Consider the following 15,185-nt stretch of genomic DNA (forward strand, 5'->3'; position numbering starts at 1 on the left):
CAGATGGCATTGGCCGCGACCCGAATGGTCTGCGGCGGGTTGTCATCTGAGTTGGGGGCGCTGTTCAGGATTTCAAGGGCTCATCGATTTTGAAGTGCGCGCGGGCGGTGGCGATCGGTTCGCCCTCGGTACTCTGCCACGCAGTGACCGCGACGTTGGCCACGCGCCGGCCCTGACGGCAGACCTGACACCTGGCCCAAGTGTCGCGAAACTGCCCGGCGCGCAGGTAATCGAGGGAAAAATCGATGATCTTCGGCACACCCGGCGTGCCGGTGAAAATCAGCAAATGCAGGGCTGCGGCCAGCTCCATGAAGCCGGCAATCACCCCGCCGTGGATGGCCGGCAATAAAGGGTTACCAATGTTGTCCTTGTTCGCCGGTAGCTTGAACAGCAGCTCATCGCCGACCCGTGAGCATTCGATACCGATCAGCCCGGCATAAGGGATCAACGCCAGCAGCGGCGCGTAATCGCCCTGCGCGTGGGCCTGTTGCAGCTGTTCCCGGAGGTCGTTGCTCATTGGCCGGCTCCCTTGATCGCGCCCGCGAAACCTTTGCTGCCCTTCAGACCGATGCCCATGCGCATGAACGTGCCGACGACATGGGCGATCGGCTGCTCGGGATTGTCCTGGTAGGCGAAACCACGGGCAAAGATCACGTCAGTGGTGACGCGGTAGCACTGGGCAAAGCCGTACACGGCTTTGTTCGGTTCAGCGGCGTGCATGTAGTCGATGCGCAGATCAAGGGTCGGACAGACTTCGAACTCCGGCAGTACGCACAAGGTCGACATACCGCAGGCGGTGTCCATCAACGACGTAATGGCGCCGCCATGGATGACTCCGGTTTGGGGATTACCAACGATTTTTTCGCTATAGGGCAGGATCACTGTCATGCCTTCGCTGGAGGCACTGTGTACCTGCAGACCCAAGACCTGACAGTGACGCAATGCCGATAAAAAACGCGTCGTGCGCTCAAAAACGGGGTTTTCGGCCATGTGATAATTACTCGCGTTTGGGCCTTGTGCCAGTAGTGAGAAAAGCGGCAAAAGTTCCGTGATAAAACAAACTTATATATCTGAAACAAATGAGGAACTTAACCCGTAGCGCCGAGTTCTTAAGGCCAGTAGTTATTTTCCATAAGGAGATACACCCCATGCGTAAGACTTTAGCTATTGCCTTGATGTTGACCGCTTCCCTCGGTCTCGCTGCCTGCGATAAAAAATCCGAGGACAAAGCTCAAGATGCCAACCAACATGCTGAGCAGGCTCAGCAAGACATGAACAAAGCTCAGGATAAAGTGAACGACGCAGCAAAAGAAAACGCCGAAGCTGCCAAAGCTCAGGCTGAATCGAACGCCGCTGCTCAAGAAGAAGCCGCCAAAAAGCAATAAGCTTTCTGGTGTGAAAAGAAAACCCGCCAAGTGCGGGTTTTCTTTTGCCTGCGATTTACCGGTTATAGCAACACGGTTCTAAAAGTCGGACTAATCATCAGCAACAACGAGCAGATGAAGCCAACTAGCCACATCAGGCTGCGTAACTTCGCCAGGTCGGCCAGATAGAACCACAGATAGAAGATTCGCGAGATCACGAAGATGATCGCCAGCGCATCGATCAGCCAGCCTGCGGTTTGCGTGGTGTGCGCCATCAGCACACCGACGGCGAACAGGATGAAGGCTTCGATGCTGTTCTGATGGGCCGCCAGCGCTCGCGCACCGAAGCCGGTCAACTGTGCCTGCTGCTGACGGGGCTGATGATTGTCATACCCACCCTGCTCTTTCATGGCCTTGGCCACCGGCATGCGCGCCACATAAATCAATAAAGCACTGATAAACACACACCAGAACGGAATACTCATCAAACAGCCTCTTTGTTTGCCTCAGGGACGGGCGCCTCTGTAGGGGTATAGACCATGACATCGAGAACGTCGGAATGAAACTCCCGGCGATACAGAACCACCACGACGCCCGCGCTCATGATCATGAATAACCACGGGCTGACGAACCACGCCAGCATGCTCATGCCGAAGTAGTAAGAACGCAGGCCGAAGTTGAACTGGTTGGCCGCCATCGAGATCACCCGCGCCGCACGTGATGCGAACGCCTTGCGCTCTTGCTCGGTGACCTGGCGCTCGCCGATCATCGGCGCCGAACCGACCAGAATCGCGGCGAAGTTGTACTGCCGCATGCACCAGCTGAACGTGAAGAACGCGTAGACGAACACCAATGCCAGACACAGCAATTTGATCTCCGACATGCCCTGCGACGCCTGCTGCACCATCGGAATATCCGCCAACAACGACACGGCCCGTTCGGACGCACCGAGCACGGTGAGGATACCGGCGAGGATGATCAGCGTGCTGGAGGCGAAGAACGAGGCGTTGCGTTCCAGATTGCCGATCACGCTGGCGTCGGCGATACGGTTGTCACGCAGGAGCATGCGCCGCATCCAGTCTTCGCGGTACAGGTGCAACACGCTGGCCAGACATGCCGTGTCGCGGGCCTTCCAGGAGGCATAACGGGTGTAACCGCCCCAGCAGATGACAAACCAGACAGCGGCGAGCAGGTGGATCAGATTGGCTTGGATGAACGACATGCAATTCCCTGTGAGATGTAAACGCAGTACACCTGTAGGAGTGAGCCTGCTCGCGATAGCGGTTTGTCAGTCAGCATGGTGTTGGCTGACAAACCGCTATCGCGAGCAGGCTCACTCCTACATAAAAGCTAAGCAACCCTTCGACGTTAGCTCAGCAAAAAAGACACTGCCTCACGCGCATAAAAAATGCCCCGTATCGATTGATACGGGGCATTTCTGTTTAACCGTGCCGACCCGCTTGTGGCGGGTCATATCACGTCAGGCAGTGACTTCGCTGCGCTTGCCCAGCAGGCGATCGCACACCACGGCGACCACCAGGGTCATCACGCACGGCACCAGCCACGCCAGCCCCTGCTCGCTCAACGGCAGATGGGTAAGCTGAGTTGGCATCCAGTCGGCCAGACCGGCGCCTTTCAAGGCATCGATGGTGCCGAACAGGAACGACACCAGCATCACCGGGCCAAGAATGCGCGCGTGCTCATGCCAGAAATCCTTGCAGAAGCTCAGCGCAACCAGAACGATGCAAGGCGGGTAGATCGCAGTGAGCACCGGAATCGAGAAGGCAATGAGCTTGGTCAGACCGAGGTTGGAGACCAGCAGCGAAAACGCCGCAAGGATAATCACCAGAGTCTTGTAGGACAGTGGCAGCACACGGCTGAAATACTCAGCGCAGGCGCAGGTCAGGCCGACCGCCGGGACCAGGCACGCCAGCGAGATCAGTACCGCGAGGAACCCGCTGCCCAGCGAACCGAGGGTGTGTGGCACGTAGGCATGCAACACCGCCGCGCCGTTGGTGGCGCCGACAGCGACTTCATGACTGCCGGAACCGAGGCGGAACAGGCTGACGTAGACCAGCGCCAGACCGACACCGGCAATCAGCCCGGCGATGATCGCGTAACGGGTGATCAACGCCGGCGATTCGACGCCACGGGAGCGGATCGCGTTGACGATGACGATGCCGAATACCAGCGCGCCGAGGGTATCCATGGTCAGGTAACCATTGATGAAGCCCTGGGAGAACGGTGCCGCCACATATTCCGGCGTGCCGTGACCGATGTCCCCCGCCGGCAGGACGAATGCGGCGATACCCAGCACTGCCAGCGCAATGATTTTCAGCGGCGCGAGGAAGCGGCCGACGGTATCCAGCAAACGCCCAGGGTAGAGCGAAACAAAGAACACCAGCAGGAAGTACACCGAGCTGTAGAGAAACAGCGCCAGCGGGCTTTCGCCGGTCAACGGCGCCAGACCCACCTCGAACGATACGGTCGCGGTACGCGGGGTGGCGAACAGTGGACCCACCGCCAGATAGCACGCCGCCGCGAGGATACCGCCAGCGATCTTGCCGATCGGGCTGCTCAACGCATCCATGGCGCCGCCGACCTTGGCCAGCGCCACCACGGTGATCACCGGCAAACCTACCGCGGTGATCAGAAAGCCCAATGCAGCCATCCAGACGTGAGGTCCGGCCTGCAAGCCGACGATCGGCGGGAAGATGATGTTACCGGCCCCGACAAACAGGGCGAACGTCATAAAACCAAGTGCCAGGATGTCCTGACCTTTCAAAACTTTCATTAAGGTAATACCACACTACTGAAATCGGAATTTAGAGGGGGATTGCCCTGTTGGATTAGGGAAATGCTGTCGATCCGTATGGGACTGACCCTTAAAGCGCGTAGCTGCCTTGTGGGCGGCGGACGCAAAAATGGCTGCCAGCCTAACGAATTCGGCTGATAAACGCACTGTTAGAGGGCGAACTATCCGATACGCGACGTTTCAGTGTCGCGTTTACATATCTTATTTTCAGAATAAGAGGCACAACGCAAAAGATCGCAGCCTTCGGCTGCTCCTACATTTGGAATGCATTTCTCCTGTAGGAGCTGCCGAAGGCTGCGATCTTTTGATCTTCCAATCAGCAGAAACGACAAAGGCCACCCGACGGTGGCCTTTGTTGCTGGAGCTAAAAAGTCAGCCGGGGCTTACTTCTTCACTTCCCAGCCAGTCAGCTCGGCCAGGGCCTTGCCGATGTCTGCCAGCGAACGCACGGTTTTCACGCCTGCGTCTTGCAGCGCAGCGAATTTCTCGTCTGCAGTGCCTTTGCCGCCAGAGATGATTGCGCCAGCATGGCCCATGCGCTTGCCCGGAGGAGCAGTCACACCAGCGATGTAGGAAACAACCGGCTTGGTTACGTTTGCCTTGATGTAGGCAGCCGCTTCTTCTTCAGCCGAACCGCCGATCTCGCCGATCATTACGATCGCTTCGGTCTTCGGGTCTTCCTGGAACAGTTTCAGGATGTCGATGAAGTTCGAACCCGGGATCGGGTCACCGCCGATGCCGACGCAAGTCGACTGACCGAAACCGGCGTCAGTGGTCTGCTTCACAGCTTCGTAGGTCAGGGTGCCGGAACGCGAAACGATACCGACCTTGCCTGGCAAGTGAATGTGACCTGGCATGATGCCGATCTTGCATTCGCCTGGGGTGATCACGCCTGGGCAGTTAGGGCCGATCAGGACTACGCCCAGTTCGTCGCACTTAACTTTGGCGTCCAGCATGTCCAGGGTAGGAATGCCTTCGGTGATGCAGACGATCAGCTTGATGCCGCCGAATGCCGCTTCCAAGATCGAGTCCTTGCAGAACGGAGCAGGAACGTAGATCACGCTGGCGGTAGCGCCGGTGGCAGCTACTGCGTCTTTGACGGTGTTGAACACTGGCAGACCCAGGTGCTCGGTGCCGCCTTTGCCAGGAGTTACGCCACCAACCATCTTGGTGCCGTATTCGATGGCTTGCTGGGTGTGGAAACTACCTTGCGAACCGGTAATACCCTGGCAGATAACTTTGGTGTCTTTATTGATCAGGACGCTCATTACTTGCCCTCCGCAGCTTTGACAACTTGTTGAGCAGCGTCGGTCAGGCTGGTAGCAGCGATGATGTTCAAACCGCTTTCTGCCAGTACTTTAGCGCCCAGCTCAGCGTTGTTGCCTTCAAGGCGAACAACAACCGGGATTTTCACGCCGACTTCTTTCACGGCGCCGATGATGCCTTCGGCAATCATGTCGCAGCGAACGATGCCGCCGAAGATGTTGACCAGTACTGCCGCGACGTTCTGGTCGGACAGGATGATCTTGAACGCTTCAGTAACGCGTTCCTTGGTTGCGCCACCACCTACGTCGAGGAAGTTGGCTGGCTTGCCGCCATGCAGGTTGACGATGTCCATGGTACCCATGGCCAGACCGGCACCGTTGACCATGCAGCCAATGTTGCCTTCCAGGGCTACGTAGTTCAGTTCGAACTTGGCAGCGTGCGCTTCGCGCGGATCGTCCTGCGACGGATCGTGGAAAGCCTTCAGCTTAGGCTGACGGTACATGGCGTTGGCGTCGATGTTGATCTTGGCGTCGAGGCAGTGCAGATCGCCGTCAGCCTTGATCACCAGCGGGTTCACTTCCAGCAGAGCCAGGTCGTGGTCTTTGAACAGTTTGGCCAGACCTACGAAGATCTTGGCGAACTGAGTGACCTGCTTGCCTTCCAGACCCAGCTGGAATGCCAGCTCGCGACCCTGGGATGGCTGAGCGCCAACCAGTGGATCGATAGTGGCCTTGAGAATTTTTTCTGGCGTGTCGTGAGCGATTTTCTCGATGTCCACGCCACCTTCGGTGGAAGCCATGAACACGATGCGACGGCTCGAACGGTCAACGACAGCGCCCAGGTACAGCTCTTTAGCGATATCAGTGCACGATTCAACCAGGATCTTGGTGACTGGCTGGCCATTGGCGTCAGTCTGGTAAGTCACCAGACGCTTGCCCAGCCACTGCTGTGCGAAGGCCTTGGCGTCTTCTTTGCTGCGAACCAGCTTTACGCCGCCCGCTTTACCGCGACCACCGGCGTGAACCTGGGCTTTGACGACCCACTCGTTGCCGCCGATCTTGTCGCAAGCTTCTGCTGCTGCTTCCGGGGTGTCTACTGCGTAACCAGTGGAAACTGGCAGGCCGTATTCAGCGAACAGCTGCTTACCCTGATACTCGTGAAGATTCATGCTTTTTACCGTCTTCGTTAGGTACTGCGCATTCGGCGCTGCGCTCGTTTGAGTGCCGCGCCACCTGTGACTGCTGCTTGCGTAGCTGAGCTACGCAAGACTGCGTCCGGCGGACATTCCGCGGTGAGTCTTGCTCGCAAGGCTCACGACGGGCCGCTACCGCCGTGGTTTCTTATTGTGTGTCTTAACGCTTCTTGCGGTTGGCAATGTGAATGGCGCCGCCATTCACTGCCAGAGCAGCTTCGTGCAAGGCTTCGGACAGGGTCGGATGGGAGAAAACCATCATGCCCAGGTCTTCAGCGCTGGTGCCGAATTCCATACCGATCGCGCCCTGCTGAACCAGTTCCGCAGCGCTCGGGCCAATCACGTGCACGCCCAATACGCGGTCGGTCTTGGCATCGGCGATGACCTTGACGAAACCACCGGTATCGTTGGCAGCCATGGCACGGCCGGAAGCGGCGAACGGGAAGGTGCCGACGTTGACTTCAACGCCTTCGGCCTTCAGCGCCTGCTCGGTTTTGCCAACCCATGCGATTTCCGGGTGAGTATAAATAACCGAAGGGATCAAATCATAGTTCATCTGAGCCTTGTGGCCTTTGATGCGCTCGACAACCATGATGCCTTCTTCCGAAGCCTTGTGGGCCAGCATCATGCCGCGAACCACGTCGCCAATGGCGAAGACGCCCGGTACGGCGGTGACGCAGTGGTCATCGACCGCGATGAAACCGCGCTCGTCGATTTCCACGCCGCAGTCGGCAGACAGCAGATCAGTGGTCACCGGACGGCGACCAACGGCAACGATCAGCTTGTCGAATGTGATGGTCTGTTCGCCGTTGGCATCGGTGTAGTTGACGACAACTTCTTCACCGTTGACTTTCGAACCGGTAACGCGAGCGCCCAGCTTGATGTCCAGGCCCTGTTTGGTCAGGGTTTTCAGCGCTTCCTTGGAAACAGCGGTGTCCGCTGCCATCAGGAAAGTGTCCAGCGCTTCCAGAACAACCACTTCGGAGCCCAGACGCGACCATACCGAACCCAGTTCCAGACCGATCACACCAGCGCCGATCACGCCCAGACGCTTGGGTACGGACTGGAATTCCAGAGCGCCCGTCGAATCGACGATGACTTTCTGGTCAACCGGAGCCGGTGGGATGTCGATCGGACGCGAACCTGGCGCGAGGATGACGTTTTCCGCTTCGATGACTTCAACCGAACCGTCAGGCTTGGTGACTTCGACTTTCTTGCCGGCCAGCAGCTTGCCGTGGCCCTGGATCGAAGTAACGCCGTTGGCCTTGAACAGGGTGGCAACGCCGCCGGTCAGGTTCTTGACGATGCCAGCCTTGCGGCCAACCATCGCAGCGACGTCCATTTTGACTTCGCCGGTCGAGATACCGTGAACGTTGAAGCTCTCTTTGGCTTCCTTGTATTTCCACGAGCTGTCGAGCAGCGCCTTGGAAGGAATGCAACCCACGTTCAGGCAGGTACCGCCAAGGGCTTGCTTGCCCTCTGCGTCGGTGTACTTCTCGATGCAGGCAGTGGTCAGGCCCAACTGCGCAGCCTTGATGGCCGCTACATAGCCACCAGGGCCGGCACCGATCACTACTACGTCAAATTTCTGCGACATTCAAAAAATCCTCTTTAGCAATAAAGCTACAAGCCGCAAGCCTCAAGCTGCAAGCCCACCCGCTCGCCTTGAGCTTGAGGCTTGTAGCTGAAAGCTTGCAGCTGCTTTTTAGATATCCAGCAACAGACGAGCCGGATCTTCCAGCAGGTTCTTGATGGTCACCAGGAAGGTCACAGCTTCTTTGCCATCGATCAGACGGTGATCGTAGGACAGTGCCAGGTACATCATCGGACGGATCACGACCTGACCGTTGATGGCCATTGGACGCTGGATGATGTTGTGCATGCCCAGAATCGCTGCCTGCGGCGGGTTGACGATTGGCGTCGACATCATCGAACCGAAGGTACCACCGTTGGTGATGGTGAAGGTACCACCGGTCATCTCGTCCATCGACAGTTTGCCGTCACGGGCTTTCTTGCCGAAAGTGGCAATGCCGCCTTCGATTTCCGCCAGGCTCATCAGCTCGGCGTTACGCAGAACCGGTACCACCAGGCCACGGTCGCTGGAAACGGCAACGCCGATGTCCGCGTAGCCGTGGTAAACGATGTCGCCGCCGTCGATCGACGCGTTGACAGCCGGGAAGCGTTTCAGCGCTTCGGTGGCCGCTTTCACGAAGAACGACATGAAGCCCAGGCGTACGCCGTTGTGCGACTTCTCGAACAGGTCCTTGTACTTCGAACGCAGAGCCATGACTTCAGTCATGTCGACTTCGTTGAACGTGGTCAGCATCGCCATGTTCGACTGGGCTTCAACCAGACGCTTGGCCACGGTGGCACGTACGCGGGTCATCGGTACGCGCTTCTCGATGCGGTCGCCAGCAGCGAACACAGGCGCAGCAGCCGAAGGAGCAGCAGCCTTGGCAGGTGCGGCAGCCGGAGCGGCTTTCTTGGCAGCAACAGCGGCTACCACGTCTTCCTTGGTCACACGACCGCCCTTGCCGGTGCCGGCAACGGAAGCGATGTTGATGCCGTTTTCTTCAGCCAGTTTGCGTGCGGCCGGCGCTGCGATCGGGTCATCTTCGCCATCGGCAGCAGCTGGTGCGGCAGCGGCAGTAGCAGCCGGAGCAGCAGCGGCGGCAGGAGCGGCAGCAGCAGCGCCGCCCTCTTCGATCGAGCCCAGAACCTGGTTCGACAGAACGGTAGCGCCCTCTTCGGCAACGATTGCGCCCAGCACGCCGTCCGCTTCAGCCAACACTTCGAGCACGACCTTGTCGGTTTCGATGTCGACGATCAGGTCGTCACGCTTGACGGCCTCACCTGGTTTCTTGTGCCAGGTGGCAACGGTGCCATCGGCAACCGATTCCGGGAATGACGGGGCTTTGATTTCGATAGCCATTATCTGTGGGTCCTTAAAATTCGGTTTCAGTCAGCGCGAAGGCGTTAAACAGTGAAAGCATCTTGCAGCAGTTTTTCCTGCTGCTCGGCGTGCATCGATGCATAACCACAAGCTGGGGCAGCCGACGCCTCACGGCCCGCGTACTCGAGTACGAGAGTCTTGTCGAGGTTGGCGATGCTGCGACGCAAGTGATGCTGGCTGCAGTACCAGGCACCCTGGTTCATCGGCTCTTCCTGACACCAGACGGCATGCTTGACGTTGGTGTACGGAGCCAGGACTTCTTTCAAGTCGTCCTCAGGGAACGGATACAGCTGCTCGATACGCACGATGGCGATATCTTCGCGGCCTTCGGCACGGCGTTTTTCCAGCAGGTCGTAGTAGACCTTGCCGCTGCACAGAACCACACGCTCGACCTTTTTCGGGTCCAGTGCGTCGATTTCCGGGATCACGGTCTGGAACGAACCTTCGGCCAGATCTTCCAGCGTCGAGATGGCCAGCTTGTGGCGCAGCAGCGACTTCGGCGTCAGCACGACCAGCGGCTTGCGCAGCGGACGAATCACCTGACGACGCAGCAAGTGGTAGATCTGCGCCGGGGTAGTCGGCATGCACACCTGAATGTTGTGCTCGGCGCACAGCTGCAGGTAACGCTCAAGACGTGCCGAGCTGTGCTCAGGGCCCTGGCCTTCGTAACCGTGTGGCAGCAGCATGGTCAGACCGCAGAGACGGCCCCACTTGTGCTCGCCGCTGGTGATGAACTGGTCGATCACGACCTGTGCACCGTTGGCGAAGTCGCCGAACTGGGCTTCCCAGATCACCAGCGCGTTCGGCGTGGTGGTCGAGTAACCGTATTCGAACGCCAGTACCGCTTCTTCCGAGAGGAACGAGTCGTACAGGTCGAAACGTGGCTGACCGTCGTACAGGTTCTGCAGCGGAATGTAGGTGCCCGCGTCTTTCTGGTTGTGCAGTACAGCGTGACGGTGCGAGAACGTACCGCGGCCGATATCCTGACCGGTCATGCGAATCGGGTGACCTTCGAACGCCAGGGTCGCGTACGCCATGGTTTCAGCGTAACCCCAGTTGATCGGCAGGCCGCCGGCTTGCATCTTCTGACGGTCTTCATAGATCTTCGCGACCTGGCGCTGAACCACGAAGCCTTCCGGAATTTCCAGCAGCTTGGCGGACAGCTCTTGCAGGGTCTTCAGATCGAAACGCGTGTCGTGACGCGCAGTCCAGGCGTGGCCCAGGTACGGACGCCAGTCGACGAACAGCTCTTTGTTCGGCTCCTTGACCAGCGATTTCACCACGTGCAGACCGTTGTCCAGCGCGTTGCGATATTCGTCGACCTTGGCCTGGACACGTTCAGCATCGAGCACACCGGCCTGGGTCAGGCGTTCGGCGTACAGCTCACGGGTGGTGCGCTGCTTGGTGATCTGCTGATACATCAGTGGCTGGGTGCCGCTTGGCTCGTCGGCCTCGTTGTGGCCGCGACGACGGTAGCAGACCAGATCGATCACCACGTCACGCTTGAACTGCATGCGGTAGTCGATGGCCAACTGGGTCACGAACAGCACGGCTTCCGGATCATCACCATTCACATGGAGGATCGGCGCCTGGATCATCTTGGCAACGTCGGTGGCGTACTCGGTGGAGCGCGAGTCCAGCGGGTTGCTGATGGTGAAACCGACCTGGTTGTTGATCACGATGTGCACGGTACCGCCGGTCTTGAAACCGCGGGTCTGCGACATCTGGAAGGTTTCCATGACCACGCCCTGACCGGCGAATGCCGCGTCACCGTGGATGGAGATCGGCAGGACTTTCTCACCGGTCAGGTCGTTGCGACGGTCCTGACGGGCGCGCACCGAACCTTCGACCACCGGGGAAACGATTTCCAGGTGGGACGGGTTGAACGCCATGGCGAGGTGAACTTCACCGCCGGTGGTCATCACGTTGGACGAGAAGCCCTGATGATATTTCACGTCACCGGAACCGAGCTCGACCTTCTTCTTGCCTTCGAACTCGTCGAACAGCTCGCGCGGGTTCTTGCCGAAGGTGTTGACCAGCACGTTCAGACGGCCACGGTGGGCCATGCCGATGACGACTTCCTTGGTACCGTACGAGCCGGAACGCTGGATCAGTTCGTCGAGCATCGGAATCAGGCTTTCGCCGCCTTCCAGACCGAAACGCTTGGTGCCCGGGTATTTGGTACCGAGGTATTTTTCCAGGCCTTCACCGGCTGTCACGCGCTCAAGCAGATGGCTCTTGATGTCGGCGGAGTACGTCGGACGACCGCGCACGCTTTCCAGACGCTGCTGGAACCACTGGCGCTGCTCGGAATCGGTGATGTGCGTGAATTCAGCGCCGATGGTGCGGCAATATGTCTGCTGCAACGCTTCGTGAATTTCGCGTAGGCTCGCTTCCTCTTTGCCGATGAACAGGTCGCCGGCACGGAAGGTCGTATCAAGATCGGCATTGGTCAAGCCGTAATGATTGATCGACAGGTCTGCAGGTGCAGGACGCTGCCACAGCCCCAGCGGGTCAAGCTGGGCTGCCTGGTGGCCACGCATACGGTAGGCCTGGATCAATCGCAGCACTTCAACTTGCTTCTTCTCGTGCTCACTGCTCACGCTGCCGGCGGAAACCGGTTGGGCGCGGCGCTGGTTCTTTGCCAGCAGCACGAAATGATCGCGAATCGTCGAGTGCGAAACATCAGTGGCAGAGTTGCCGTCGGCTGGCAACTTCTGAAAGTAGGTGCGCCACTCTTCTGGCACAGCGTTAGGGTCGTGCAGGTAGAGCTCATAAAGCTCTTCCACATAGGCAGCGTTTCCACCTGAAAGGTAGGCGCTGTTCCACATGCGCTGCATCACGCTTTCTTGCATGCTTGGTCACCCTCGGTTAGGGGAACACCATCGGTGTCGACACCGAGCAAACTTGCAGAAGTCCGAATGCAGCGACTAAAACAAGCCACCTAGGATCACACTGATAGTCCGGGTACCAGCCCGGATGCCCCTGCTTGTCTCATTTCTTCAAAAGAAGAGCTGCAGCTTATGGCTACGGCTCTGGTTATAGCCATGACGCGGGTTGAAGCCCGCGCCACAGCCTCTACGGTGCAACGGTTACAGCAGCTGAATCACACGCCGCTCGAAAGCAGCATGTTACGGATGTGACCGATGGCCTTAGTCGGGTTCAGGCCTTTCGGACATACGTTGACGCAGTTCATGATGCCCCGGCAGCGGAAAACGCTGAACGGGTCGTCAAGTGAAGCCAGACGTTCGCTGGTCTTGGTGTCACGGCTGTCTGCCAGGAAGCGGTAGGCTTGCAGCAGCGCAGCTGGACCGAGGAACTTGTCCGGGTTCCACCAGAAGGACGGGCAAGAGGTCGAGCAGCAGGCGCACAGGATGCACTCGTACAGACCGTCGAGCTTTTCGCGCTCTTCTGGCGACTGCAGACGCTCGATGGCCGGAGCCGGCGTGTCGTTCTGCAGGTAAGGCTTCACCTTCTCGTATTGCTTGTAGAAGATGCTCATATCGACGACCAGGTCACGGATAACCGGCAAACCTGGCAGCGGACGAACGATCAGCTTGTTACCTTTTACAACAGCGGACAGCGGCGTGATGCACGCCAGGCCGTTCTTGCCGTTGATGTTCATGCCGTCGGAGCCGCAGACGCCTTCACGGCAGGAGCGACGATAGGAGAACCCTTCGTCCTGCTCTTTGATCAGGGCCAGCACGTCCAGCACCATCAGGTCCTTACCACCGGTATCGACCTGGAAATCCTGCATGAACGGCGCAGCGTCCTGATCAGGGTTGTAGCGATAAACACTGACTTGCAACATGGCGGTCACCCTTAATAAGTCCGGACTTTAGGTTCGAAAGTCGGAACAGTCTTCGGCGAGAAGTTCACGGCACGCTTGGTGACGCGCTTGTCACCCGGGAAGTACAGGGTGTGGCACAGCCAGTTTTCGTCGTCACGGTCTTCGAAGTCTTCACGGGCATGAGCGCCGCGGGACTCTTTACGTACTTCGGCCGCGATGGCGGTAGCTTCAGCCACTTCCAGCAGGTTTTGCAGTTCCAGCGCTTCGATACGTGCAGTGTTGAACGCCTGCGACTTATCGTTGATCTTCACGTTGGCGATGCGAGCACGCAGGTCAGCGAGCTGAGCGATGCCCTTCTGCATGTATTCACCGGTACGGAATACACCGAAGTAGTTCTGCATGCAGCTTTGCAGCTCGCGACGCAGGGTGGCAACGTCTTCACCGTCGGTACGGTTGTTCAGCGCGTTCAGACGCGACAGTGCAGCTTCGATGTCGGACTCGGTAGCGTCGTCGTATTCGATGCCATCGGTCAACGCCTTTTCCAGGTGCAGGCCGGCAGCGCGACCGAAGACCACCAGGTCGAGCAGCGAGTTGCCGCCCAGACGGTTCGCACCGTGTACCGATACGCAAGCCACTTCGCCTACTGCGAACAGGCCAGGAATGATCTGGTCCTGACCTTCGGCGTTCTGGGTGATCGCCTGGCCATGAATGTTGGTGGCAACGCCGCCCATCATGTAGTGGCAGGTCGGAACAACAGGAACCGGAGCAACCACCGGGTCAACGTGGGCGAAAGTCTTCGACAGTTCGCAGATGCCTGGCAGACGGCTGTGCAGCACTTCCTCGCCCAGGTGGTCGAGCTTGAGCATTACGTGGTCGCCATTCGGACCGCAACCGTTGCCGGCGATGATTTCCTTAACCATCGAACGGGCAACCACGTCACGACCTGCCAGGTCTTTCGCGTTCGGAGCATAACGCTCCATGAAACGCTCGCCGTGCTTGTTGATCAGGTAACCACCTTCACCACGGCAACCTTCAGTAACCAGTACACCAGCGCCGGCGATACCAGTCGGGTGGAACTGCCACATTTCGATGTCTTGCACCGGCACGCCAGCACGCAGAGCCATGCCGACGCCGTCACCGGTGTTGATCAGGGCGTTGGTGGTCGACGCGTAGATACGGCCTGCACCGCCAGTCGCCAGAACGGTGGCCTTGGCACGGATGTAGGAGGTTTCGCCGGTTTCGATGCAGATCGCGATCACACCAACGAATTCGCCTTCCTGGTTTTTCACCAGATCGACAGCGTAGTACTCGTTGAGGAACGTGGTACCGGCTTTCAGGTTGCCCTGATAAAGGGTGTGCAGCAGCGCGTGACCGGTACGGTCGGACGCAGCGCAGGTACGTGCAGCCTGACCGCCCTTGCCGTAGTCCTTGGACTGGCCACCGAACGGACGCTGATAGATGCGGCCTTGCTCGGTACGCGAGAACGGCAGACCCATGTGGTCCAGCTCGAACACGGCAGCCGGGCCTTCCTGACACATGTATTCGATAGCGTCCTGGTCACCGATGTAGTCGGAACCCTTGACGGTATCGTACATGTGCCAGCGCCAGTCATCGTTCGGGTCGGCAGAGGCGATGGCGCAAGTGATGCCACCCTGAGCGGAAACAGTGTGCGAACGGGTCGGGAAAACCTTGGTGATCACCGCAGTCTTGTGGCCGCCCTGTGCCAGCTGCAGCGCAGCGCGCATGCCGGCACCGCCACCACCAATGATGATGGCGTCGAAAGAAATCGTTGGAATGTTAGCCAT

At 58.6% G+C, this 15,185-nt stretch carries 13 protein-coding genes; 1 reads left to right on the top strand and 12 read right to left on the bottom strand.

Features of this window, described 5'->3' with window-relative positions:
* Positions 1-64 precede the first annotated feature (64 nt).
* Positions 65-517 carry a PaaI family thioesterase gene (locus tag AEQ63_RS26645; protein ID WP_042607592.1) on the bottom strand — a complete coding sequence of 151 codons (453 nt, stop codon included), beginning with the start codon at positions 515-517 and terminating at the stop codon, positions 65-67.
* The gene (locus tag AEQ63_RS26650) at positions 514-990 is read right to left on the bottom strand and encodes a PaaI family thioesterase (RefSeq protein ID WP_064365435.1); all 477 of its coding nucleotides are present in this window, start codon (positions 988-990) and stop codon (positions 514-516) included. The genes AEQ63_RS26645 and AEQ63_RS26650 overlap by 4 nt, the downstream gene beginning before the upstream one ends.
* A 158-nt stretch (positions 991-1,148) precedes the next feature.
* On the opposite strand from AEQ63_RS26650, the gene AEQ63_RS26655 reads away from it, so the two are divergent.
* Complete coding sequence (locus AEQ63_RS26655; protein WP_007959016.1) at positions 1,149-1,385, top strand: hypothetical protein; 237 nt, start codon at positions 1,149-1,151, stop codon at positions 1,383-1,385.
* A 62-nt stretch (positions 1,386-1,447) separates the two neighbouring features.
* Here AEQ63_RS26655 and AEQ63_RS26660 read toward each other — a convergent pair whose 3' ends face one another.
* The 10 genes from AEQ63_RS26660 to sdhA all read right to left on the bottom strand — a co-directional run bounded on the left by AEQ63_RS26660 (position 1,448) and on the right by sdhA (position 15,185).
* A complete protein-coding gene (locus tag AEQ63_RS26660) occupies positions 1,448-1,849 on the bottom strand; it encodes an MAPEG family protein (protein WP_042607590.1) in 402 nt (133 codons plus the stop codon).
* Positions 1,849-2,586: a DUF599 domain-containing protein gene (locus AEQ63_RS26665; RefSeq protein ID WP_042607589.1), complete on the bottom strand. Its 738-nt coding sequence runs from the start codon at positions 2,584-2,586 to the stop codon at positions 1,849-1,851. Before AEQ63_RS26665 ends, AEQ63_RS26660 begins: the two co-directional genes overlap by 1 nt.
* A 258-nt stretch (positions 2,587-2,844) precedes the next feature.
* Positions 2,845-4,158, bottom strand: coding sequence for a branched-chain amino acid transport system II carrier protein (gene brnQ, locus AEQ63_RS26670; RefSeq protein WP_064365436.1), 1,314 nt, complete (start codon positions 4,156-4,158; stop codon positions 2,845-2,847).
* A 404-nt stretch (positions 4,159-4,562) separates the two neighbouring features.
* On the bottom strand, positions 4,563-5,447 hold the full coding sequence (gene sucD / locus AEQ63_RS26675) for a succinate--CoA ligase subunit alpha (RefSeq protein ID WP_016773680.1): 885 nt from the start codon (positions 5,445-5,447) through the stop codon (positions 4,563-4,565).
* Positions 5,447-6,613 carry an ADP-forming succinate--CoA ligase subunit beta gene (gene sucC / locus AEQ63_RS26680; RefSeq protein WP_016773679.1) on the bottom strand — a complete coding sequence of 389 codons (1,167 nt, stop codon included), beginning with the start codon at positions 6,611-6,613 and terminating at the stop codon, positions 5,447-5,449. Before sucC ends, sucD begins: the two co-directional genes overlap by 1 nt.
* Positions 6,614-6,797: 184 nt before the next feature.
* Positions 6,798-8,234 (bottom strand): dihydrolipoyl dehydrogenase, encoded by a 1,437-nt coding sequence (gene lpdA, locus AEQ63_RS26685; protein ID WP_042607587.1) that lies wholly within the window; start codon positions 8,232-8,234, stop codon positions 6,798-6,800.
* A gap of 108 nt (positions 8,235-8,342) precedes the next feature.
* Positions 8,343-9,569: a 2-oxoglutarate dehydrogenase complex dihydrolipoyllysine-residue succinyltransferase gene (gene odhB / locus AEQ63_RS26690; RefSeq protein WP_024012151.1), complete on the bottom strand. Its 1,227-nt coding sequence runs from the start codon at positions 9,567-9,569 to the stop codon at positions 8,343-8,345.
* A 44-nt stretch (positions 9,570-9,613) separates the two neighbouring features.
* Entirely contained in the window at positions 9,614-12,445 is a 2,832-nt protein-coding gene (locus tag AEQ63_RS26695; RefSeq protein ID WP_042607586.1) for a 2-oxoglutarate dehydrogenase E1 component, read from the bottom strand.
* 251 nt (positions 12,446-12,696) lie between these two features.
* Positions 12,697-13,401, bottom strand: a complete 705-nt coding sequence (locus AEQ63_RS26700; RefSeq protein ID WP_016773675.1) for a succinate dehydrogenase iron-sulfur subunit — start codon at positions 13,399-13,401, stop codon at positions 12,697-12,699.
* An 11-nt stretch (positions 13,402-13,412) separates the two neighbouring features.
* Positions 13,413-15,185, bottom strand: a complete 1,773-nt coding sequence (gene sdhA, locus AEQ63_RS26705; protein WP_042607585.1) for a succinate dehydrogenase flavoprotein subunit — start codon at positions 15,183-15,185, stop codon at positions 13,413-13,415.

Source organism: Pseudomonas sp. RIT-PI-o (assembly GCF_001297215.1).
Classification (GTDB): Bacteria; Pseudomonadota; Gammaproteobacteria; order Pseudomonadales; family Pseudomonadaceae; genus Aquipseudomonas; species Aquipseudomonas moraviensis_A.